Annotated in this window: 20 protein-coding genes; all 20 read right to left on the bottom strand. The window is 49.0% G+C overall.

The features are described from left to right. Positions 1-3 precede the first annotated feature (3 nt). Complete coding sequence (locus A2V21_307535) at positions 4-969, bottom strand: UDP-glucose 4-epimerase (GenBank protein OIJ74126.1); 966 nt, start codon at positions 967-969, stop codon at positions 4-6. Then, complete coding sequence (locus A2V21_307530) at positions 966-1,895, bottom strand: hypothetical protein (protein OIJ74125.1); 930 nt, start codon at positions 1,893-1,895, stop codon at positions 966-968. Before A2V21_307530 ends, A2V21_307535 begins: the two co-directional genes overlap by 4 nt. A gap of 18 nt (positions 1,896-1,913) precedes the next feature. After that, positions 1,914-4,034: a hypothetical protein gene (locus tag A2V21_307525; protein ID OIJ74124.1), complete on the bottom strand. Its 2,121-nt coding sequence runs from the start codon at positions 4,032-4,034 to the stop codon at positions 1,914-1,916. Positions 4,035-4,045: 11 nt separating this feature from the next. Continuing rightward, positions 4,046-4,591, bottom strand: a complete 546-nt coding sequence (locus tag A2V21_307520) for an adenylyl-sulfate kinase (protein ID OIJ74123.1) — start codon at positions 4,589-4,591, stop codon at positions 4,046-4,048. Between the two features lie 26 nt (positions 4,592-4,617). Continuing rightward, the gene (locus A2V21_307515; protein OIJ74122.1) at positions 4,618-5,718 is read right to left on the bottom strand and encodes a dTDP-glucose 4,6-dehydratase; all 1,101 of its coding nucleotides are present in this window, start codon (positions 5,716-5,718) and stop codon (positions 4,618-4,620) included. Beyond that, positions 5,711-6,601 (bottom strand): dTDP-4-dehydrorhamnose reductase, encoded by an 891-nt coding sequence (locus A2V21_307510; GenBank protein OIJ74121.1) that lies wholly within the window; start codon positions 6,599-6,601, stop codon positions 5,711-5,713. The genes A2V21_307515 and A2V21_307510 overlap by 8 nt, the downstream gene beginning before the upstream one ends. Further along, positions 6,601-7,074 (bottom strand): dTDP-4-dehydrorhamnose 3,5-epimerase, encoded by a 474-nt coding sequence (locus A2V21_307505; GenBank protein OIJ74120.1) that lies wholly within the window; start codon positions 7,072-7,074, stop codon positions 6,601-6,603. The genes A2V21_307510 and A2V21_307505 overlap by 1 nt, the downstream gene beginning before the upstream one ends. Positions 7,075-7,076: 2 nt before the next feature. Continuing rightward, a complete protein-coding gene (locus A2V21_307500) occupies positions 7,077-8,141 on the bottom strand; it encodes a glucose-1-phosphate thymidylyltransferase (protein ID OIJ75102.1) in 1,065 nt (354 codons plus the stop codon). Positions 8,142-8,176: 35 nt separating this feature from the next. Next, positions 8,177-9,151 carry a GDP-fucose synthetase gene (locus A2V21_307495; protein OIJ74119.1) on the bottom strand — a complete coding sequence of 325 codons (975 nt, stop codon included), beginning with the start codon at positions 9,149-9,151 and terminating at the stop codon, positions 8,177-8,179. 116 nt (positions 9,152-9,267) lie between these two features. Beyond that, entirely contained in the window at positions 9,268-9,903 is a 636-nt protein-coding gene (locus tag A2V21_307490) for a hypothetical protein (GenBank protein OIJ74118.1), read from the bottom strand. 4 nt (positions 9,904-9,907) lie between these two features. Then, positions 9,908-12,286, bottom strand: coding sequence for a hypothetical protein (locus A2V21_307485; GenBank protein OIJ74117.1), 2,379 nt, complete (start codon positions 12,284-12,286; stop codon positions 9,908-9,910). Positions 12,287-12,488: 202 nt separating this feature from the next. Then, complete coding sequence (locus tag A2V21_307480; protein OIJ74116.1) at positions 12,489-12,860, bottom strand: hypothetical protein; 372 nt, start codon at positions 12,858-12,860, stop codon at positions 12,489-12,491. A 6-nt stretch (positions 12,861-12,866) separates the two neighbouring features. Continuing rightward, positions 12,867-14,144, bottom strand: a complete 1,278-nt coding sequence (locus A2V21_307475; GenBank protein OIJ74115.1) for a hypothetical protein — start codon at positions 14,142-14,144, stop codon at positions 12,867-12,869. Position 14,145: 1 nt separating this feature from the next. Further along, positions 14,146-15,525, bottom strand: a complete 1,380-nt coding sequence (locus tag A2V21_307470; GenBank protein ID OIJ74114.1) for a hypothetical protein — start codon at positions 15,523-15,525, stop codon at positions 14,146-14,148. A 113-nt stretch (positions 15,526-15,638) separates the two neighbouring features. Beyond that, the gene (locus A2V21_307465) at positions 15,639-16,892 is read right to left on the bottom strand and encodes a hypothetical protein (protein OIJ74113.1); all 1,254 of its coding nucleotides are present in this window, start codon (positions 16,890-16,892) and stop codon (positions 15,639-15,641) included. Between the two features lie 3 nt (positions 16,893-16,895). Then, a complete protein-coding gene (locus A2V21_307460) occupies positions 16,896-17,855 on the bottom strand; it encodes a hypothetical protein (GenBank protein OIJ74112.1) in 960 nt (319 codons plus the stop codon). Between the two features lie 2 nt (positions 17,856-17,857). Further along, positions 17,858-19,159, bottom strand: a complete 1,302-nt coding sequence (locus A2V21_307455; protein OIJ74111.1) for a hypothetical protein — start codon at positions 19,157-19,159, stop codon at positions 17,858-17,860. Then, a complete protein-coding gene (locus tag A2V21_307450) occupies positions 19,156-21,510 on the bottom strand; it encodes a hypothetical protein (GenBank protein OIJ74110.1) in 2,355 nt (784 codons plus the stop codon). The genes A2V21_307455 and A2V21_307450 overlap by 4 nt, the downstream gene beginning before the upstream one ends. A 288-nt stretch (positions 21,511-21,798) precedes the next feature. Further along, complete coding sequence (locus tag A2V21_307445; GenBank protein ID OIJ74109.1) at positions 21,799-22,566, bottom strand: hypothetical protein; 768 nt, start codon at positions 22,564-22,566, stop codon at positions 21,799-21,801. A 197-nt stretch (positions 22,567-22,763) separates the two neighbouring features. After that, on the bottom strand, positions 22,764-23,924 hold the full coding sequence (locus A2V21_307440) for a hypothetical protein (protein OIJ74108.1): 1,161 nt from the start codon (positions 23,922-23,924) through the stop codon (positions 22,764-22,766). Position 23,925: the final 1 nt, after the last annotated feature.

Genomic DNA, 23,925 nt, shown 5'->3' with positions numbered 1-23,925 from the left:
TATTCATATCTTCTGGAGCGGCCTTCCGGCCCTCCAGTCCAACGTCATCGATATGCCTTGCGCAAGTCCGACCTCAGGCGTCCAGCCAAGCCCTGCCCTGGCCTTTTCCGCCTTAAGGCAGCTTTGCCTCAGGTCCCCGGGCCTTGCCTCCCCCTTTTCAGGCCTTTCAAGCTCAGAGGAGATGGCGGCCCTGCTTTTTATCGCCAAGTATATGGTATTAAAAAGGTCAAGGGTGTGCGTGGCCACGCCGGTCCCGATATTGTAAGCCTGGGCGCTCCCTTTATCAAGGGCGAGCAGGTTGGCCCTGGCAACGTCGCCGACAAAGCAGTAGTCCCTGGTCATGCCCCTGGGCTCGTCATTGAAGCTGTTGACGGTGCATGGAGAGCCTGTGAGGAGCCTCTCCATGAATATCGCCACAACGCCAGCCTCTCCGTGCGGGACCTGCCTGGGGCCGTATACGTTCGCGTACCTCAACGCCGTATAATCGAGCCCGTACTGCCGCTTGTAGAAGGCGAGATATTTTTCTGAGACGTACTTTGTTATGGCGTATGGAGAAGCCGGCTCAGGATAGCAGGATTCGCTGGTTGGAAACTCCCTGGCCTCTCCGTAGACAGCTCCACCCGATGAGATGAATATGACCTTCCTGGTGCCGTTCTTCCTTGCCGCCTCAAGTACGTTCAGAAGGCCCCTTACGTTCACGTCGGCGTCGAAGGCCGGGTCCGCGACAGAGGCGGGCACCGACATCTGGGCCGCGTGATGGTTCACCATATCCGGACGCTCGTACTCGAATACCTTTGCCACCTCCGGGGAGCGTACGTCCATCAGATAGAACCTGGCCTTCGGGTTTATATTCTCCCGCTTCCCGGTAAAGAGGTTATCAAGGATCACCACCTCATGGCCGGCCTCTATATACGCGTCCGCCACGTTAGAGCCTATGAACCCGGCGCCGCCTGTAAGAAGTACCTTCACGCTACCCCCTTATAGAGTTTCTGCAAGCAAAGCTCGCCTTTTACGCCCCTGAAATAATCCTGAAAGCCCTTGAAGACCATCTTCAAGCCTGCCGCATAAGGTACCCCCATCGTAAAGAGGCTTAACAAAGAGGCAGCGGCTATCGAAAGATATCTCAGCTGTCTCAGCGGGAAGGAGAGCGGACTGTTCTTATCGACGCACATCAGCATATTCCTTGTGGAGTAATAAAGGGAGACGGCCGTGGACCTGCCTCCGCTGGAGCTCGATACCTTATGCCAGACCTTTGAGGCAGGCGCGAAGAGGACCTTGAACCCGGCCTTTCTGGCGCGCAAGCCCCAGTCAAGGTCCTCGCAATAACAGAAGTACTCCTCATCGAAAAGCCCGATCTTGCCGCAAAGCTCCCTTGTCACCATCATCGAACAGCCTGTCGGGCGGCCTGTCTCTTCGGTTGAGCGATACTTGTCGCCGCTGTCGTTGTAGCCTCGATGCCTGCCCCAGCCGAGCCGCTCATTAAAAAAAGCCCCTGCATACCAGATCACATCCGGCCTGTCATGAAAAAATATCTTTGAGCAGATGATGCCGGCTTCCGGCTCCGTTTCAGCGGCCTTTAAAAGCTCTCGCGCGAAATCCGCGTCCACTACCGTATCATTGTTGAGCAGGATGACATATTCCGCCCCTTCGGACAGGGCCTGCCTTAAACCAGCGTTGCACCCGCCCGCAAAGCCCAGGTTCGTCCTGTTCTCGATGAACCTTACCGCTGCGCCGAACCTTTTTTTCAGCGCCTCCAAAGAGCCGTCCGTGGAGCCGTTATCGACGACTATAATCTCAAGCCCGGGGCATGCGGCCTTCTCAAGCGACTCAAGACACTCGGAGGTGTCCTTGAGCCCGTTCCAGTTGAGGAGTACTACATATACCTTTAAAGACATCCTGATACCCGATTATAGTCAGGCCCGGTCAAGGGCGCTCCGCGTTGCCTCGAGATAGCCGCGCCCGAAGAGCCTGTCAGGCTCCAGGTGCGCCCCTTCCGCCCATTCGTTCCACGCGTTTATGAATACGATACGCTCACCCCCGAAGTTCTGTTCACGGGTCTGCCTTACGGTGAACTCAAGCCATGCCTCGTACGGGCCAGGCGACGAATTTATGAAAACCAGCGGGTCGTTCTGGCGACGGGGCGTATTGTCCCATGAAGGCACGACCCCGCGAAATCTCGTATAACCCGGTAGATCCTGCTTAACGTAGTTGAGCGCAAGGGAGCGATAGTCGCTTACTGTACCTGCATACTCATGGTTCAGGGACTGGCCCGGCATCTTGCACGGTGTTGCCATCCCGTGAGGCGGGAATTCAACGGAGCTGTCGAACCCGTATTCCGAAGGGCATGCGTAAGCGCCCGCGTTCTCGAATGAGCCTACCATCGAAAGATAGATCTCACCTATCCCCTCTTTGCGGCAGAGCTCGCGCCATATGCCGATGGTCCTCCTTATATCAGGGAAAAGGCCCGGGCGATAGACAAGAAAGAGGGGCTTGCCGCTTATCCTTATATAGTTATGGTGGCGCATGTAGCGGATAATATCCAGGATAACGGCCTTATCGTCCTCGTCCGAATGTTTCTGCCCCACCAGGACCTCGTTCTCCTTGCCGTCCCACCTGCGGGTCCAGTTCTCGTTTGACCAGCAAAGGCAGAACGGGATATCGGGCTTATTGGTCTTGAGCATCCTTTCTATCGGCATCTCCAGCAGGCGTTTTCCCCCGAACCAGTAATAATAGAAGCAAAAGCCGTATATGCCGTAACTTTTTGCGAGCTTCGCCTGCTCCACCATCACCTCTTCCACGCGCAGGTCATAAAAACCCAGGTCAGCCGGGAGATGCGGCTGATAGTGGCCCGTGAAGTTCGGTTTTGCCTTGGATACGTTTGTCCATTCGGTGAAGCCCTTACCCCACCAGAGGTCGTTTTCAGGGAACGGATGGAACTGGGGCAGATAAAACGCTATCAGGCGGGTGCTGTTGAGCGAGTCGATCTCGTTACGCCATTTAAGGGCGAGTTTTGCTCTCGCTGAGCGCATCTTATAAGCGCCTTCCACACTCCCGGAGGTGACGCTCGGGTGATGGACGATAACAGATTTGGGATTGTACATTATCCTCAGGCCAGCATCTCTTAACTTGAGGCACAGGTCCGCGTCAGCGCAGTCAGGGGCAAACTCAGGGTCAAAGCCCCTGAGGGCGCGGAATCTTTCCGCCTCGACCAGCAGGCAGACCCCGGAGCAATAGTCTGCCTCCCTCGCGTAATTGTATCTCGGCAGGCCAGGGCTGTCCCCATTGCCTATGAAGACCGCTGAACCGTCCTTTTGTATAAGCGAGCCGGCCTCTTTGAGCCTGCCGTCAGGATAGAGAATCCTGGGCCCGGCGGCCCCAACGTTTTCATTGTCTTCGAATGTCTTTACAAGCTCGTCAAGCCAACCGGCGGTCACCTGCGCGCTGCTCGTCAGGAAAAGCAGGTACTTTCCTTCCGCGGCTTCGGCGCCGCGATTGCAGGTAGGGACAAAACCGAGGCTTTCTGTATTCCTCAGGTATTTGAGGTTTTTGACGGAGGAAAGTACCTTGCTGGTGTCGTCGGTCGAGCAGTCGTCGACCACGATTATCTCAAAAGACGTCTCACCCTTATACTTCCGGATAGAGAGCAAGCATTCGACGGTGGACCTGATATTGTTGTAGACAGGTATTATGATGGAAACCAGTGGTCTATCATTTTTGTCAGGCGTAAGTCCCGGTATCCTATCTTCGATCTCATTATCGCCGACCTTTATCGACGATACCGGCTTTACCTGTTTTTGGATAGCCAGAGCGCAGACGTCTTCTATCATCTTTGACATCGCCAGGTAATCTTTCCGCCACTGCGAGCGTTCCGGGCTGACCGGTTGGGACAGCAGCTCGTGGCGTGTTCCCCTGGTCAATTCAGCGACCGCCTTGCGCAGAAACGTCCTTATGCCGTATCTCCTGATATCAGGAATGGCCCGGCTTAAGTCATATCCTTTGATTATGGACAGAATATTATCTGCGGCCTGCTTCATAATAAAGCTCTTTAGACCAGTCCCTTTCCAGCAAGATGACCCAGGATCATCTCAACCCCCTGCCGTGCCGTCACATGGTCGGTCCTTATATGGACTTCGGGCCTGTGGGGGGCCTCGTAAGGGTCGTCGATGCCGGTGAACTGCCTTATCTCTCCCTTGCGAGCCTTCGCGTAAAGGCCCTTGACGTCCCTTCCCTCGCAGACCTCTACCGGGCAATCGACAAAGACCTCTATGAAGGTCCCTTCCCCGGCGGTCTGCTCTACCATTTTTCTGACCTCGTCCCTCACGTCCCTGTAAGGCGATATCGCCGAGACGAGGTTAGGCACCTTGTTCTTGGTCAGCAGATGCGCTACCCAGCCTATCCGCCTGATGTTGGTGTCCCTATCCTCCTTGGTGAAGCCGAGCCCCTTTGAAAGGTGCGTCCTTACCACGTCTCCGTCAAGCACCTCGACGTTGGTGATGCCCTTGTCCTGCAGCTGATGGTGCAGGAGGCTCGAAAGAGTAGTCTTTCCCGCCCCCGAAAGACCTGTGAACCAGACCGTGAAGCCCTTCCGCATCGAACTGCCCCTCTCTTTCCGTCTTCTTATTCCACCTGTCCAGTGAACCTTCCACTATACTGCAGGCTGTAATACTCCACATACTCTCCTGAGATTATCCGCTCCCACCACCTGCGGTTCGACAGATACCAGTCGACCGTCTTTTTTATACCGTCTTCAAAGCGGTGGGCTGGGCTCCACCCAAGCTCTTTTTCCATCTTCGCGCAGTCGATAGCGTACCTGCGGTCGTGGCCCGGCCTGTCCTTTACGAAGTTGATGAGCTTTGCCCGGCTCCCATCGAAAGGGAACTCCCGTTTCAGCTCGCTACCGCTGCCCGTCCTCTCATCCACGATAGAGCAGATGAGCTTTACGATATCCAGGTTCTTTTTCTCATTCCTGCCGCCTACGTTGTAAGTCTCTCCAAGCCTTCCTCTTTCAAGCACCGTGTCGATAGCCGTGCAGTGGTCCTCGACGTAGAGCCAGTCCCTTACATTCTGCCCGTCGCCATATACAGGGAGCTGTTTACCCTTGAGGGCGTTTATGACCATAAGCGGTATGAGCTTTTCCGGGAACTGGTACGGGCCGTAGTTGTTCGAGCAGTTTGTGGTGACAACCGGAAGGCCGTACGTATGGAAGTAGGCCCGCACGAGGTGGTCTGAAGAGGCCTTGGACGCGGCGTATGGCGAATTCGGGCTGTAGGCCGTGGACTCGGTAAAAAAGCCTGTTGGCCCGAGCGACCCGTAGACCTCATCCGTTGACACGTGAAGGAACCTCTTCCCATCGCCATTTGATGGCAACCAGTGCTTCCTCGCGGCCTCCAAAAGAGTGAATGTGCCGAAGACGTTCGTCTCTATAAAGTCCCTGGGGCCGAGTATCGAGCGGTCAACGTGGGACTCTGCCGCGAAGTTGACGACCGTATCTATATCTTCGTCCCCGAAGAGCCTGTCAACAAGCGTCGCGTCGTTAATGTCGCCCTTTACGAACCTGTAAAGAGGCCCTTCCTTTAAAGAGGCCAGGTTCTCGAGGTTCCCGGCGTATGTGAGCTTGTCGAGGACTATGAGCCTGTCCTCCGGGTGAGCCTTTCTCATAAGAAGGACGAAGTTGGCCCCGATGAAACCAGCGCCTCCGGTGATCAGTACCTTACGCATGAGTACCCCCGTATAGTTCTTTTAGCATATTCCGTAAAGAGACCCTCCAATGAGGGACCTTTACTCCGAACGTCTTTTTTATCTTTGCCTTGTCCATGACAGAGTAGGCGGGCCTCCTGGCAGGCGTTGGATATTCATGGGTGCGTATCGGGTCTATCGTAGAGCACTTGAGCGACGCCCCGAGCGCAGCCGCCTCCTCGCATATGGCTACCGTAAAGTCAAACCAGCTCGCAACACCTTCGTTCGAATAATGGTAGGCGCCCCAGGGGCTCCCTCCGGCTGAAATGGCCTTTGATATATCTACCAGGACACCCGCGAGGTCCGCGCTCCACGTGGGCGTGCCTACCTGGTCGTAGACCACCCTTAAGGCCTCCCGTTCCGAGGCGAGCCTGAGCATCGTCTTGACGAAGTTCTGTCCTGTTACTCCGTAGAGCCATGAGGTGCGCACTATCACGTGCTCGGGAAGTTCGCTCGTGATCTCGGCCTCGCCCGCGAGCTTTGATTCCCCATATACGCCAAGGGGGTTAGTGCCGTCGGTCTCGGAGTACGGGGTTGAGCTCGATCCGTCAAAGACAAAGTCCGTCGATACGTGGATGAGCCTTGCCCCTGCCTCCTTAGCGGACCTCGCGAGGTTTGCCGCGCCAACGGCGTTTACGGCGAAGGCCCTCAATCGCTCCTTTTCAGCGAGGTCTACCTTCGTATAGGCGGCGCAATTAATAATTATGCCTGGCCTCTCTTTTTTAACCGCGCCCGATACAACGTCAGCGTCGCTTACGTCAAGCTCTGCGGAGCCGAAGCAGGCCGCCTCGATGCCCTCAGCCTTAAGCCGCCGGACTAGGTCGGCTCCGAGCTGTCCTTTTGCGCCTGTTACAAGTACCTTCATCAATCAAGCCTGTAGAGAGAGGCCGAATCGCTTTCATGCCGGACCTCGTCGACCGGCTCCCTTTTCCCTTCTCCCTTAAAGAGCCTGTTGGGGCAGTTTATTACAAGGCCTTCGCTTTCCCCCACGTTCTTGTAGGCATGGACCACGTTCTTGGGGACGATCACCACGGCCGGATTTGACTCTCCGGCTATGAAGGTCATCTTGTGCCTGTACGTCGGCGACTCTGGCCTGTTATCCCATAAAAATACCTTGAAATCCGATGGCCCGGCAAAACAGAAGTAATCGGCCTGGTCGATATGCTCATGGGGCCCCCTGGCGATGCCGGGCCTTGTGAGCGAGACATAGGTCATCACGGGGTGATATTCCCTTTCGACTTCGTCGGTGCGGAATAGCTCCATGAGCCACCCACGTTCGTCCGCATACCTCTTAAGCTCCTTTACCACTATCCCCTCGATCTTTCCCTCTTTGAACATCCTTATACCTCCACCACGGAATCGTCGCCTATCATCAAACGGAGGGCCTCATGCTTGTTATGGCACTTCTTGACCTTCGCGTTCCTGCCGATCAAGCTGTCCTCAAGCCTGTTCACATGGTCGACCTCTGAGCCGGAGAGTATGACGCAGTGCTCGACGATGGACTTGAGTATCCTGGTATTAGAGCCAATGCTCGTGTAAGGCCCGATAAAGCTGTTCTCAACAAGCGCCCCGCTTCCTATCACCATGGGACCGCGTAGCGTCGAGTTCCTTACAACCGCGCCTTCCTCTACCGTGACCCTTCCGATAATCTCGGAATTCTCTATCTTCCCCTTCAGGTCCCTTTTGAACCATTCGTCGAGCACGATGGTGTTCGCGGCAAGGAGGTCGTCCTTTTTCCCCGTGTCGAGCCACCATGTATCGAGCACGTGGCTGTGGACGGGCCTGCCCTGGTTTATAAGCTCCTGTATGGCGTCTGTTATCTCAAGCTCCCCCCTGGGGGAGGGCTTGATCCTCGCAATGGCCTTGTGTATCTCGTTTGAGAATATATATACGCCGACGAGGGCGAGATTGCTCTTCGGGTTCTTCGGCTTCTCCTCGAGGCAGACTATCCGCCCTTTATCATCTGCTTGAGCCACCCCGAAGGACTGTGGGTTATCTACGGGCTTGAGGAGTATAACGGCGTCGGAGCCGGTCGAGGTGAACGTGCCAACGAAGGAATCTATACCGCAGCCTATGAGGTTGTCCCCGAGGTACATGACAAAGGGGCTGTCGCCGAGGAAGTCGTGGCCGGTCACAACGGCATGGGCGAGCCCTTTGGGCTCTTTTTGCATTATGTAGGTTATCTTAACGCCCCACTTGGAGCCGTCGCCCATGGTATCCTGTACTTCCGCGCCGGTCTCAGGGGAGATTATTATCCCGACCTCCTTTATGCCTACCTTCGCGATATTGTCGAGCACGTACCAGAGTATGGGACGGTTGGCGATAGGCACCAGCTGCTTCGCGCCGGTATAGGTAAGGGGCCTGAGCCTTGTTCCTTTCCCTCCGCTTAATACAAGGGCCTTCATCTGCGACATATGTCCGGACTCCTTTTTTGTTCCGATTAAGCCTTATCCGCCAAGGCCGAAATATACCAGTCGATGGTCTTCCTTAAGCCTTCCTCAAAGCCTGTCCTTGCCTTGAAGCCGAACTCCTGTTCGGCCTTTGTCGTGTCAAGGCACCGCCTCGGCTGGCCGTCGGGCTTTGAGTCGTCCCAGATTATCTCGCCCTTGAAGCCGGTAAGCCTGGCGATGAGCTGTACAAGGTCCTTTATCGATATCTCGAAGCCCGCGCCCAGGTTCACCGGGTCAGCCTTCTCGTATCTCTCGGCAGCGAGCACTATGCCTTCAGCGGCGTCATCGACATAGAGGAATTCCCTCGTGGCCCTGCCCGTGCCCCATACCGTTATCGAGGGCGCGCCCATAGATACGGCGTCCATGCACTTTTTAATGAGGGCAGGTATTACGTGTGAAGAAGCCGGGTCGAAGTTGTCCCCCGGCCCGTAGAGGTTCACGGGCAGGAGATAGACCGAGTTAAAGCCGTACTGCTGCCTGTACGCCTGCGACTGGACAAGGAGCATCTTCTTCGCAAGGCCGTACGGGGCGTTTGTCTCTTCCGGGTAGCCGTTCCAGAGGTTCTCTTCCCTGAAGGGGACCGGCGTGAACTTGGGGTACGCGCAGATAGTGCCGAGGGCCACGAACTTCTCAATGCCGTAGAGCCTGCCCTCCTCCATCAGGAGCGCGCCCATCATGAGGTTCTCGAAGAAGAAGCTCCCCGGGTTCTCCCTGTTGGCCCCTATGCCGCCGACCTTTGCCGCAAGGTGTATCACGATCTGAGGCAGGGCCTGTTCATAGAGCCTCTTGCATGCGTCTCTATCCACAAGGTCGTAATCGGCCTTTCTCGGCACAAAGACCTCTGCCCCGCGCTCTTTAAGCTTCTCGACCACGAAAGAGCCCAGGAAGCCGGAGCCACCTGTTACCGCTATCCTCTTATTTTTCAAGGAAGTCAACGCGCTCTCCTTTAAATGACCCTGGCTCATCGATTTGTCATTGCGAGCGCAGCGAAGCAATCTAATCTTTTACCAGGCACGAATTATGAGATTGCTTCGTCGCTAAAGCTCCTCGCAATAACAGAAAAACAAAAATATCAAACTTCTCATATCTTTGGATTCTCAATCTTTTTAAGCCATCCGCCTGAGCTTATCGAGCAGACCCTTTTCTCCTCTACCCCGGCCTCAAAAAGCCTTGCCTTAAGCCCCTGGTCATCATTGAAGTTCGTGATGACGACCACGTCGAAATCGAGCGTCATTATATCATCGATCTTCAGGACGTCATGGCCGAAAAACTTGGCTTTAGAAGGAGAGCCATCGACTATCCCGGCAAGCTCAAGCTCGGCCTCTTTTAATGACAGATAGGCTATTTCTGTGACCTCGTCCACACCGCAGAAGGCGACCCTTTTTACATCTGAGCCGCGCAACTCGTCGAAAAGGTCATGGAAATCCCTTCTCGCCACCCTGTACAAAGAGGTAAAGTTCTGGAGGTGCTGGTAGGTGAGGCGGGTCTTTTCCGCGAAGCCGTGCGGCGTAAGGTAATAAGTGTACCTCTTTCTGGGAATGGTGGAAATGGTGATATAGCCCTTCTGGGTGAGGTTCTTGAGATATGAGTTTATGAGGCCGAGGGCGACCCCGAGCTTGTGGCTTAAGTCCCTCTGGGTAAGCTCGTGGTTCCTCGATATCTCGTCAAGGAGCTGCAAAGAGCGGTAGTCGTCTGTCTGCTCGTTCTTGTTGTTCATAACGTTAATTCCATATCCGCAATTTTTCAAACCTCTCGGATATCATCTTGCCGATGACTTCCGGGCTTAAATGCGCCTTTATGTCTTCCGACGCCTTTTTTCCTATTTGCGCGGCGAGCTTTTTATCATTATAGACAAGCCGCATCAATTCGACGGCGTGCGCATGGTCCGGGTCAGCCCATATATTGCCTTTTTTGTAAGGGCCCATGCTCTTCTCTATTTCTACAAGCCTGTATTTTACAGGAAAGCTGTTGTTTGCGTTCATGAAATCGGTATTGCCCGAGTACCCTGTAGCTATTACGGGCTTCCCGAGGTACATGGCCTCGGCAAGCGGCAGCCCGAAGCCTTCGGAACGATGAAGTGAGACATAGCAATCGCTCAACTTCAAGAGCGCGTTTATCTCGTCCTTATCCAGATACCGGTCGATGAATTTGACGTTGAGCCCCTCTGTCTCTTTAAGAAGCCTTTCCCTTGCGTCAGGGGCGCGCTCCATGTTGGAGCACTTGAGTACCAGCCTTACGTCCTTCTCCGCAGGGAAGGCGTCCCTGAACGCCCGTATCAGGGCAAAGGGGTTTTTCCGTTCCAAAAAACTGAAGATGTCGAAGGCGAAAAGGAAGACGAACTCGCCTTCCTTAAGGCCGAAATCGCCCCTGGTCATCTCTTTTATATTCTCGACCACTACCGAAGGCGGTATCTTCGTAACCGGCACCGGGGCTACAGCCGAAATCGATTCCTGGCAGAAACCGGTGGCAACCCATATCTCGTTGAAGAACCTGAACCTGTCAAACCATATCTCAGGGAATTTGGAGAGCTCCCAATACCAGAAGCCTATATTGTACTTGCCCCTCAGGTAATCGAGGCCCTTGGCCTGAATGAGTGACGGCACCATATCGGCATTGACATGCGCCAGATTGACCCGGTAAGGATTAGTCTCCGTAAAATTCGTATAGGTCGCGTCCCCCTGCCTTGACTGGCATTTCAGGTTGTTCAAGGCGAAAGGCACGCCAGCGCGCTCAAACGACCTTATATTCGCCCGCGCGCCTTCGCCAACCCCACTTTCCGCGTTTATGTAGCCGATCAGATTGACGCCTGGTTCCCCACTGAAATCCTTCGTACTCTTTTCAAAATCATCATTGCCGCACGCGTCGGTTGGCAGGGCGAGGACACGCTCGTTTATCCTGAGAAGGAGACCCATTATCCTTGTGTGCCTTTGGAGTACGGGCTTCAGGACAGAGGCCGCCATAGCGGCGGATTCCCTGATAAAATGGGAGAACTTAAGTTTGATTGAAAGGGCCGCTCTCATATAGTATTTGCAATCAGTAATTTTTTTAAAACCGACCTTTTGTTTTACAGCCCTCGAAAGAGATCGCAACATTTTTAAATTGGTTATAATAAAGCCTTCTTTTTTCAAGACTTCGAGATACAGGCTGAAAACATTCGTGCTTGAAACCGGGTTGGTGATTTTCATCTTCTCGGAATATCTTCTTTTTAAAGCGCGGATAGCCTTCAGGTTCGCGACCAGAAAGCCTTCCGTTCTCAATGACTCGATATACATATCAAAACCATCGCAATTTTTTTGATCTTCTTTGACCTCTGAAAATTTTTCAAAAGGGTCACCAAATTCTTTTCTCTCCTCAGCGCTCAAGAGCAGAAACTTTTTTCTATCAGCCTCGGTAATGGGCTCCCCGTTCGAGTATTTCGAAAATGAGTACGCGAGATCATTAAACTCCGCCCATCCCTGGGCCTTTATCTTTTCAAAATACTGCGTCAAAAGAGAATGGAGGGCGCTTCCCATGGGCGCGGTCACGCGATTTTGGTATATCGACACCTTGGTCAGATCATCTTTAGACAGACCGCTGAAATGGAAAAACTTTAGCTCCTTTCCATCGACCATCCATCTCCCATCAGAAAATTTCAGATCTCTCTGGAAGATATTCCAGTAGGCGACATTATACGCAGGGTCGCGTAATATATATGTCTTTTCAACAAAAGAAGGGAAGATGCCAGCCCAGGACTGGTCCACGAAATACCCGCGATTAACATCAAAAACGCACTTTTCATGGCAGACACTCTGCCACCATCTCAAGAGCTCAAGGGATTCATTGCTGTTGGAAAAACCAGCAAACCCGAGGTTGAATTGCCCAGCTTGCATAAGATATTCCATAGCAGGATATTTGAGATCATCCCGGAGGGGCTTACAGACGTGCGGCGTCAAAACGATATCATTTTTTGGGATGAGCCCTGTCATTTCATCTAATGAAGAAAATATTTCTATATCAGGGTCGAAATAAAAAACAGAAGCGTACCCTTCTTTTATCAGTGTTTCGATAAAATACGGCTTAAGCGCGGTATTGTACTCGATTAGATTGTAATAGAAGGCCATATGCAGCCAATCAGTACACCCGATATCAGCGGGGGAATAGAATTTACGGCCTGTTCGCCTGGCGAGTTCTTCACAAACCTCCGGGTTTTCACACAGGAGTATCTTCAAGTCATAGTCGGGGCTATGGCTTTTCAACGAGTTTTCGAGCACCTGTACCCGTGATAGATAGTTCGCGCTCGCGATGGTGCAGAAGACCGTTTTATTAGATGTTTGTCCCATAGACATTTGACAGCATCCTCATTATTTCCTCTGAGACCGATTCAGGCTCAACAAAATTCTCGCAATAATTTTTTTGATTTTTAGGACATTGTTCCATTGCACCGCACGGCCTACAGGATACCCCCTTTTCAAGGTAGAGATATCTTTCAGATACAGGCGCGTCCGAATTCGCGGGTTTGGTGCTTGAGAAGAGGCAAATAGTCGGCAGGGCGAGGACACGCTCGTTTATTTTGAGAAGCAGCCCCATTATCCTTGTGTGCCTTTGAAAAACGGGCTTCAGGACAGAGGCCGCCATAGCGGCGGATTCCCTGACAAGCTGGAATAATCTCAGTCTGATTGAAACGGTCGCGCTCATAAGGATTTATTCGCTCAATAATCCATTGTAGATATCGGCGGTTTTGCGGGCCACCACATCCCAGGTATATTCCATATTCACCTTTTCAAAGCCATTCTCCCCAAATTTTTTTGCTGTATCTCTGTTTAATAAGAGCTTCACAATGGCCTGACTGAATTCATCGACATTCTTGCATAACAGACCATTTACACCATCATCAATCAGCGAAGTAACCGGTCCACAATTTCCATTTCCAATCACAGGCTTTTTTCTTGCCCAAGCCTCTAAAAAAACCATCCCGAAACTTTCGTGCTCTGAAGGAAGTATAAACAAGTCACAGCTATCGTAACCATCAATAAGTTCATTTCTATCCAGCTTGTTCAAATATAAAACAAAATCATCATTAATTGGTTTTTTGTCCGCATCAGAACCTATCATTACCAATTTAATATCGGGATTTTTTATATTTTTTATAGCCTGTATTGCCGTTTCATATCCCTTGAATTTCTCTTTGCGGCCTACAAACAAAACTATTTTTTTTGATTCAAGTCCGTATTTCGCTCTGAATCTGCTGCCGGAAATTCCTTTATCCAAAAAGGATTTCAAATCAACGCCAGCGCCTACTGTTTTGACATTTTTTACTTTTTCAGAGAAAAGGTCGCGAATGATTTTTTGAGAATGATCAGTTAAAGTCAATACGGCATCAGATTTTTCGAAATATCGATAAAGATAATTCCAATGATGATACAAATCATCTGGATGGAATAAGGGCAGAAGAACGACCTTTTTACGCGCTTTTTTTGCAATTGTGATTACCTGATGTGACAATGAAAATGGAAGAAACCCAGTTAAAACAATATCGTATTTGTTAATATTTGCCTTGAGTGCTTTCAGTAAATCCCTTGAATAAGGGCCGCGGCCCACCCTTGCCAGCAAATCATATATTTTGGGTCTCTCCAGAGCTTTTTCATAATATAACTTGTGAGATTTCTTTGTTGAGAGAACCCCTTCCTTATTAAGTCTATCTACAATTAATTTGGAAAATACTGCTCCCAATTTTTCAGGACAGGTCCAAGTTGGATACCTATAGACATTGAGGTTATCAATTTTTTCAAGACCGCTTCTATAATGTCCTTTCCATGCGATACAAAAAGCAGACTTGATCTGAATTGAATTCGATGTGGTTGCATAAATATCAACTTCCATTCCTAATTTGGTCAAATGGGACGAAAGCATTAATTCATAGTATTCTGATCCATTTATCAATTCCTTCCCAAAAAGAGGGAAAATATGTGCGCATCTCATGCTATACCTCACCTTCGATTTTGGAAAGTGCAAAACCTAATTGTCTTGTACTTCTTTCTTTATATGTAAATTCAGGGCGGAATTGCAGTTCATAGGTGCCCGCTTTCAAAGCAGTTGGTACCGTAACCTTTTTCCATTCGTCGCTTTCTTTTTCTATCTTGCAAGATTGAATCGTTTCCGCAGAATCATAATCTATGATATCGACCCTTATTGAATTTGTTTTTAAAGAACAAAATCTGATATCCAGACCCAATGCCTTAATCGATTCTGGTATTCTGAGAATAACGGAGCTTGCTTTATAGCTCCATCTAAAAACCTTATTCTTACTCAAATCTTTCTCCAAATGATACCACCCGTAATTAAGAAATTTTTCATCCCCTTTGCCAATCGTAAATTCCAGTGATGCCGATTCAGGATCAGGCCGGAAAAGTAAATTTTGTGGCTTTGCAAGCGAAAATGGATCGATAGTTTTATCCATAAGATTAAAAAAATCATAATTTGGCGGCAAACTTCTTCTAAATTTTAAGAGAGAGCTCAGATGTCTTAAATTCCATAGCCATGCCTTTGCAAAAGTTGGAAATCTGCGGTTGATTTCGATTTTGAATTCTCTGAAAAGCCATCTCAGTATTTCGTTGAAAGGGAAATGCTTTAAAACAGTTCTTATCCTATTTCTATGATACAAATAGAATTTTTTCGAATTGAGGAAGCCGCTGCTGTAACTGAGCTTGTGATAAACTATTGCTTCCTTTGCAACAACAATTCTGTATCCCGATCTCCAGACGCTTATGCCAAAATCAAGATCTTCGTAGTAATAAAAAAGTATGCTGTCGAAAAAGCCCGTATATTTAAGGACCTCTCGTTTCAGGAACATGCCGCACCCCATTGGATACAGGACTTCATTAGGGATATCAGCATACTTATACGGCTCATCGGAACACAAATCGCCACCATAACCTTGGAGGTTAATTGTGCCGCCCGCGCCATTAAGGATGTCTTTTTTGTCCGCGAAAAAAACAAGCGATGCAACTGAACCGATATCATCGGCCGAGTATAAAGTCTCTATTCCTTTTTCAAGCCACTCCTTATCAACAAACCCATCATTGTCGAGAAAAACGATTATATCGCCTTTTGCCTCTCTTAACCCTACATTCCTCCCCTCTGGTACGCCAACATTCTCATCGTTTTCTATCAAAATAATATTAGAATATCCGCCATATCTGTTTTTAATCAGTTCAACACTGCCATCACTGGAACCATTATCCACAATCAGAATCTCAAAATTTTGATACGTTTGCGCAAGCAGTCGATCCAGGCATTCTGATAAAATTTCTTCACCATTCAAATTTAAAATGATTATTGAAGCAAGCTTATTCGCTGTCATTCTATTTTTCCTCTCTGGAACTGCCTTATGTCGTTCATGATGTGGTCCCTCTTTAGCGGTAGATACGCGTTTCTTGCAGTCTGTCTTGTGTTCCATTTCGAAAATTCTGTTATCTATCTTTTCAATAATCCCAATGTCTTTCTCAACGGCGCCGTTATCTTCCAGCTCAGGGAATTCAGGATCAATCTTATTTCTGCTTCTTTTTGGCTGATCACCTCTTCTTTTTGGCTGATCACCTCTTCTTTTTGGTATAACAGGTCCATAAGTTCTTGAACGCCCGGCGCAGTCTGCCGTACCTGCGTTGCAAGAGACCAGCGCGTTACATCTGGCCGGGCCTGGTTCATAGGTTCGTTCAGCCAATTGTAAAACGACCCTTCTTGCGCGGTTTCAAAAGGATTGCCGAACCTCCGGGCGTCATCTCTCATCTCATGAAAAAGCCTTCTTGCAAACGGCGGGATGTCAGCGCCGTTGTCGAACCGCCCGAACGCGTAAGGCCAGCCGTGTGCCTCGGCCCATCCCTTGGACTTCACCAGCTTTCCATATTCCTCGAATATTCCCCTGTACTGCGGATGTTTTTCCAATGTAACCCTGTTCTGGTGGCGGGATATTACTTCGGCGTTGTCCGGGTCGAAGCCACTGAGGTGAAAAAATACTGCCGGGCGGCCGTTCACGTAGTACCTGCCGTCCTCTTCCGTTAGCTCCCTGCGGAAAAGGTTCCAGTAGGCGATGTTGCAGCCGGGGTCCTTAAGTATGAGCACGTCGTCTAAATAGCTGGTCGCGAAATCGAGCCACTTCTGGTCTGAACACAGCCCCTTTTCAACAGCTTGAATGCAATCGGTATACAGCCTGTCCTTCCACCACTCTATAAAGCCCCTGGCGGCAGGCGTATTGGTAATGCCGAAAAAACCGGCGTTGTACTGCCCGGCCATGAGCACGCCCACCTCGTTTGGCAGGAAGCCGTCTTTAAGCGGTGCCGTAAAATGAGGCGTGATTATAAGCGGGTGGCTGTCCAGCAGGCCTATCAGCTCGTCAACACTGCCGGTTACTAAAATGTCAGAATCGAAGTAAAGGAGCTTTTTAAAGCCATGCTCATTGAAAAGAGACTCGATGAAGTACGGCTTCATCGCGCAGTTAAGCTCAAGGATGCTGTACCTGAAGCAGAAGCTCTCGAATTCAGGGATGCGGTCCCTGAAGTCCTCTATGGTGTACATCTTGAACGGCTCTTTTGCGGGGTCGAAGCAGCCGTCCACCCTATCTACCAATAACAGGAACACCTCGCCCTTATTATGCTTCTTATAAGACTCGGCGAAGACCCTGGCAAAGGGCAGGTGGTTCTTCGAGACTATCGTGCAAACGGCGTAGTCCATAAGCTAATCGCGTCCTCTTTTCGTGATAACATCTAAAATGCCACGCAGCGGCGCTGTTATCTTCCAGCTGTACGAACAGAGAAGTTCGTTCAACTGACGCTCTTTTTCCTCTGTATTTTCAAAAAACGAATCAAATTGGCACGTCTTTCCATTCCCATAGATTTTACATATTTCTAAAATCTGTTTTTTTGATAACTGTAATGCCTTTAACGCTATATCTTTGTTATTTGTTTTTGCAATCAACATCAGACAAAATTCCAATGATGAGTAGTGGTTAATTAACCTATTCGAAACCACCTTATATGTTGCCGAATTTTCATGAAAACGATAATTAAGCAATTCGTCCGGTAAATAAAGAAATTTACCGTGCTCAGAAAGAAGCACCCATAATACCCAATCTTCATATTGAAAAATCTGTCGCGAACAGAAATTTATTTGTTTTAGGATCGAAGAGCGAACCATCACCGAGGAATTACAGACGTGATTAGATAATAAGAAATCTTCGCATTCTTGATAGTTGTACGCCAAAACATCTTCCGAAATATTAAAATGACCAACAAAATCCGCCTGCGCTGCAGTTTCGGAAATTGGCTTGATGGCTGTGTGGCAGAGAATATAATTCCTGTTTGACTCCAGTGCAACAATTTGTTTTTCAATTTTGTCCTCTTCAAAAAAATCATCCGAGTCCAAAAATGCAATATATTCTCCAGTTGCTTCCATTATTCCTAAATGCCGGGTCTTGCTCACACCTTTATTTTCGAAATTACTATGATGTAGAATTTTTATCTGTCCTCTCCTTGCATATTCAGAAGCTATTTTGAATGAAGAATCAGATGATCCGTCATCGATTACAATTATCTCGCAATTTCTATATGTCTGTTTGAGAACAGATTCTATAGCAAGTGCGATGTATTTTTCAGAATTAAATGAAGGAATTATTATACTTACTAACGGTTTTTGCATTTTTATCTTCTTGCTAATTGTTGTTTTTCAATCAAGCTTATTAACGCGCCATTAGTCTTATCGATACAATATTTCTCTAAATAGATATAAAAGAATTTGTCTGCGTCTGCATTAATCATCGTTTTATTTTTAGTAGTTACCAACTCTAAAAAAAAATCTAAAAATTCCTGATTATAGGCTTCAAATGTGAAACCAAGCCCGCCATAGCTGCTTTGTCCGCAAAGAATGACGTTTTTCCCAAGCAATAAAGCTTCGATACCGGCCATTGAATTCACAGTTACGCAAACGTCAGCATTGCTTATTAAGCTGTAGGTGTCGTAACTGTTCTCGAAATCAACATGCACATATGTTTGCTGCTCTATTTTGTCTGCAAGATACTTGTTGGATTTGATTTTCCTCCATGTAATTTTGTCATAAGGCCTGTTCAATATACTGTTGCCCTCAATTTCCTTTGGATGAAGTTTTACAATCAATTCGTAATTCATGCGCTCGCAAAATCTACAAAGAATCTCAATTATTTTTACGGTATCGGGGAAATCGTATATCCCGAAAATAATCGATGAATCCAAGTAAACCTGGGAAAGGAATAATATGGTTTTCCTGCCGCCGTTTCTTGGATATTGGGTTTTTGGCGACGAGTGCTCGCTTACCTTCAACAGCTTGATATTTCTCAAAAAGTCTTCCTTATATTTTATTGCCGTCCTCTCATCAATACTGCTTTTGAATTTCCAAAAATAATTCTTGCCGAGATTAGCATTGACCGTAATGCCTGACACATTATCCCAAAGGAGCTTGTCCTTACTTAGGCTATTCTCTATCGCCAAAACAGAAACGCCCCTATTAACGGCAATTTGTCTCACAACTGCTGCTTCCAAAACATAACCTTGAGGAATAATGACCAATTCAATTTTGTTTTCGTCAAAAAGCCGTGTTGCATAATCAACATGCCTTGCTGCTATTTCATACCATTTTTCTAAAACTTTTTTTTGAACTTGATCTGAAAAATCTAAAAATTTTGGCGCTAATTCCAAATCATTGCAAATGTTGTAAATAGATGATTCGTATAAATTGACTCCCCTATAGGTTATTTCTTTATATTTACAATAATCCAAATAGATCTTTTCGCTTCTATCGACTTCCTTGAAATCGTAAGTTATAAAATGACAATTGTTCTCAGAAGCCCTTTTATGTATTTCTTTGTAATCAAATCCAAACCAGCCGCAAGGTATGATAAGGCAGCTTTTTCTGTATTGAGTGGCTCTCTTACCCGTTATTTTCCTTTTTATTTCGTCGTAAATATTCACGGTATCCTTTTGCTGTGCAGAGCGGACTTATACTTATAGATGACGTCGCCTGCCAGCGGCCTTAGCTCTTCCACTTTTGACCTAATCTGCGCGGATAGCTCAGTTCTCCTGCGATACACCTCAGTGACGCTTTCCTCTATTTTGATAGATAGCTCCTCGCAGCCAGCGATCACATATTTGCCCTGCCCGAATATGTCCTGAGCGCCTCTGTTCTTGTGTTCATAATAACCATCGAAGCACATCGATACCGTAGGCACCCCGGCCGCCATTGCAAAAATGATAGGATGATGCTTCATCGTAAGACAAAGCGTAGCATTTTGAATGAGGCCGATAGTCAGGTCCAGGTCATAGCCGCACTTCGGAAAAATGCCCGGATTTTGCATCAGGCGCAATGTCTCATCGACAGCCGCCTCGTCAGAGGCGTGCATCGCCACAAACACTGCCCGCAGGCCGAGCACTGATTGTATTCTGTCGAGCGCACTGGCCGTCTGTTTTATGATGACCCTGGACTCTTCAGGGGCCTGCCCCCAATAATGGACATTTACTGCCAGGTACGGTTTTTCATAGAGTCCGTGCCCCTTGAGAAAATCATCGATTCTCTCCTGCGATTCCGGCGAATAAAAGAGAGCGTCATCAAAAGTGCTTTTTGTCCTCTCAGCGGTAATACCTATTTCGGCCAGGGCCTTCGATGAGCTGACAGGGTCGCGCAGATAGATGAGCTCCGCTGTCTTCAGGCCCCATTTTGCAAGAAACCTGTTTAGTCGATTTTGAAATACGCCTATAGTCTGGCCGGACAAGAAGGCAGGGACCCCAAAAATGCGAGCGAGCCTTAGCAGCAGCATATTTTCCCAGAGCCTGCTGAGCGTCATGCCGGTTAAATAACCTCCGCCGGAGAGAAACAGGACATCAGAGCCCCTTAACACGTTCAACATCCGGGCCTGTCGAGCGGTGAGCCCGACTGCGGGCAGGCCGGCCCTTATCAAATACGCATTTAAAAGGAAGCGCAGCGCCAAAGGAAAAAACTTCTTCTTGAAAATCTCCTCAGAACCGAAGTAAGGGACATCGCCCGCGCCGAATAATGACACCCTCGGCGCAAGCTCAATTATTATGTCCTTTCTATGAGTCGCCCTGGTGTATTCAGGGTATGGCGTCAGGACCGTTATCCGGCAAGACGGAAAGGCCTTTTTCCAGTGCTGTATGTTAGCGGCGAGCTGGGCCTCGTCGCCCACATTCCCATACCCGTAGCCGCCAGCTATCAGCACATTTGGGTTTTCAGCACCCTGCCATGCATCTGACCGAGCGCCTGATGAAGCAGGCCCTGCTGGACGGGACGAATTTATCGTGTTGGGTTTCTTCCGGGGCCGCACCATGTCAAGCAATCTCTTGACTGGCACGCGCCCAAAATTGAAATAAAAAAAGTTGGATAGCCAAATAAAAGCCCTGAAACGCCAATACTCGACAGACTCCCTGGAACTCCAGTCTTTTGCGATATGAGGAATGTTCTTCCTCCTCATATCGGCCCTTATAATTTTTTTCCACGCCAGACGGTGATGCACGCCCTCATGCTTAAAGACCGGGGTCTCCTTTTGCGAATCAAAGACCTCGTCAGCCCTGCATTCTTCGAGATACAGCCGCCCTGTTTCTCTGAGCTGCGTCAGGTGGCGGCTGAGTTCTTTATTGCGAATGACCAGGAGCGATATGCCCAGCGGATCTTTGCTCAATCGCCCCCATGCGTCCTTGACTGACAAATCGGCATCAACCCCGTAAAAATCAGGGCAATAAAGGCAGCATTCCTGCGCGAAAAAATAATTGCGCCACATATCGGTAAACGCGCTTTCAAACCGGTTTCTGCGAATTTCCCTTTGCTCGAGGCAAAAGTAGGTGTTGAAATTGTTTGCGTCGGGAATCCCCTTTTTTTCTCTTAAGTTGGCCTGAAAGGGTTCATTCTTTCCGATACCCTCTTTTGCTGCGAGGCAATCGATGAACGCTCCCGTGACATTATGGCTGCAGCACAAAGCAATGGTAAACCTGATTTTTTGCCTGATCTTCTGGGGCAGGCGCTTGAGCCCCCTCACAATGCATGGCACGCCGAGTATGGCGAAACTTCCTTTCATCCCGGAAAGCTCCCGTATCGCCGCATCATAGTTCAGGGGGTGATAATGAGAACTTCTTCCGGTTTCCAGCTCCTGTTTTGAATGAAAGATCTGCACCTGGTAATGCGGTTTCCCGATTTCGGTGAACAGCGGAACGGAAGCGACTACACCGTCGATGACGCCCGATTCAAGCAGATGTCCCAGGAGGACGCTAAGGGCTCCGCCGGAAGCGCTTAGAATCCTTTTGCTTTCATCCATATCGTAGCTTATGAAATAGTCGGCACCATGCGGCAGCCCGAATTTGCGCCCGCTTTCTGCCGCGGCTTGCGAATATTCTATTATGCATTCAGGCGAATGAGGGCACACTTCGTAGCAAAGTCCGCATTTTGTACATTTCGATTTGTCAAGAGCCGGCTGCCAGGTTCTTTTTGAGTGCCAGCCCATTTTGATTGTATTATGTGGGCAGGCTGCTGCGCATAAGCCGCAGCCTATGCACAGGTTGTTCTGTAAAACAATGTCGATCGTCTGTGATGGTCTACCCACGGTCTACTTTCTTATCTCTAAAATAAGATGCGTACCACCGTGAATCCTGGAAAGAAATTTGTCGACCAGAAATGGAGCTATTTTTTTATCGAAAAAGGTGCGCGGCTTGTAATATGGCGAATAACATTTGTCCGTAAGTTTTTTCGTGTATATCTTGAAATTCAGGGAATTCCTTTTTAGAAAAATTTCCATGCCTTTGCCAGTTATTGCCCAAAGATGCCTGGGCGGGTCGATTCCGTGAAGAATGTCCCCGAACAAAAATTTTCTAAGCAGGGCAATTGAACGGATCGGATTTGACCCTTTAATTATCCTCGCTCTGTTAAGCAGACCCAGCCTTGGATACGCCAAATACTCAATGGATGCTCCATTAGGGCACATGACGAGCAAAAGCCCTTTTTCGGAAAGCAGGCCTGTCATTTTCAAAACAAATTCTGACGGATTCAGAAGGTGCTCTATAATATGACGGCACATTATAAAATCAAATTTTTTATCAAATGCGGCTTGAGTAGCATCTGCATTGATCACATTGCTTACTCCTAATTTGTTTCTTGCAAAATCACAAGCCTTTGCGTCGAGGTCCACATAAGTGCTTTTCCCGTAGCCAAGGTTCTCAAATGATTTAGAGAAAAACCCGCCGCCTCCTCCGACATCCAACATTTCCAGATTACGTCCATTCTCAAGCTTCAGCTCTGAAAATAGTTCCCTCGAGTTTTTGGCAATATCTGGCATATTCCTGATATCTGCCTCGAAAAGGAACCCATCGTAAAACATGGCCAGTATTCCTCTCTCAGGCATCGGGTTCGCAAAACCCGTATTGCAGACGCAACATTTTTCGATGCAATAAGCGCCCATATTATAAGCGAATACGGGTTTTCCGCCGCAAAACGGACAACTCAGTATTCGACCTTCGCTAGCGGGGCTGCCGCCGTTATCTCTCATACCGTATTTTTTTCACGCAAGCCTTGCGACTACATTTTTTCCCAAGAGCCCCTCAGCTGGATCGCGGCACCTCCATGAAAATCTCCCACTACCGTGAATTCTCTGGCAGCATAAAGCCACGCAAGGTGTCTGCTGTTCGAACTGTCAAAAATTATGATAGACAAAAAGTAGTTTGCCGGGTTAAGCGGCAACCTATCGATATCTACTCTAAATGTGCATCTGCCGCCTTCGTTCTTCAAAATTACTTTATTGTATTCTGAATGGCATTGCGCGATCAATGCGCCACCCTGGTCCATAATGGTAATGGATACGATATATTCATCGTATTTATCATCGACCTCCACATCAAACTGGATTCGAAGCGGCGCATTATATTCAAATACATTCGCCTCTTTATCCGTTTCATCCAGCAATTTCAAATCGCTTACCTTGGCCTCTCCGGAACCCGCCAATATAGTTTGCTTCTCACCAAACAGGCTATTATATTTCTCGACACCCTGAATCGGATCACCATAAAAATATGTATTCCCGCCATTGAGCACGAGCACGTTGTCGCAAAGTTTGCTCACTTGTGGCAGGTCATGGGTTACGATGACCACAGCGCATTTTTTCGCGATCTCGTTGAACTTGAGATAGCATTTTGACCTGAACCCGATGTCGCCCACGGCCAGCGCCTCATCTACTATCAATATATCCGGGTCCACGTTCACCGCGCAGGCGAAGGCCAGCCTTACATACATCCCGCTCGAATAAGTCTTGACCGGCTGGTCTATGAAATGGCCTATCTCGGCGAACTCGGTTATGCGCTCGAACCGCTCGTCCATCTCCTCTCTCTGCACGCCCATGAGCGCGCCGTTCAGGTATACGTTCTCCCTGCCGGTAAACTCCGGATTGAAGCCGGCGCCAAGCTCAAGCAGGGCCGATATCCTGCCCTGTACCTTTACCTCTCCGTTCGTGGGCTGGAGTATGCCGCAGAGCACCTGCAGGAGGGTCGATTTTCCGCTCCCGTTCTTCCCGATTATTCCGACGCACTCCCCTTTTTTGACTTCAAGCGACACATCCCGGAGCGCCCAGAACTCCTGGTGGTATTTCCTGCCAAAGGGATGCAATAGCTCCTTTAGCCTCTCCGCAGGAGTGGCGTACATCCGGTAGCTCTTGCTCACGTTCTTTAAACTGATGGCAATATCCATT

It is taken from the genome of Deltaproteobacteria bacterium GWC2_55_46, assembly GCA_001595385.3.
Lineage (GTDB): Bacteria > Desulfobacterota > GWC2-55-46 > GWC2-55-46 > GWC2-55-46 > UBA5799.
This window is presented reverse-complemented; position numbering and strand designations above follow the sequence as displayed.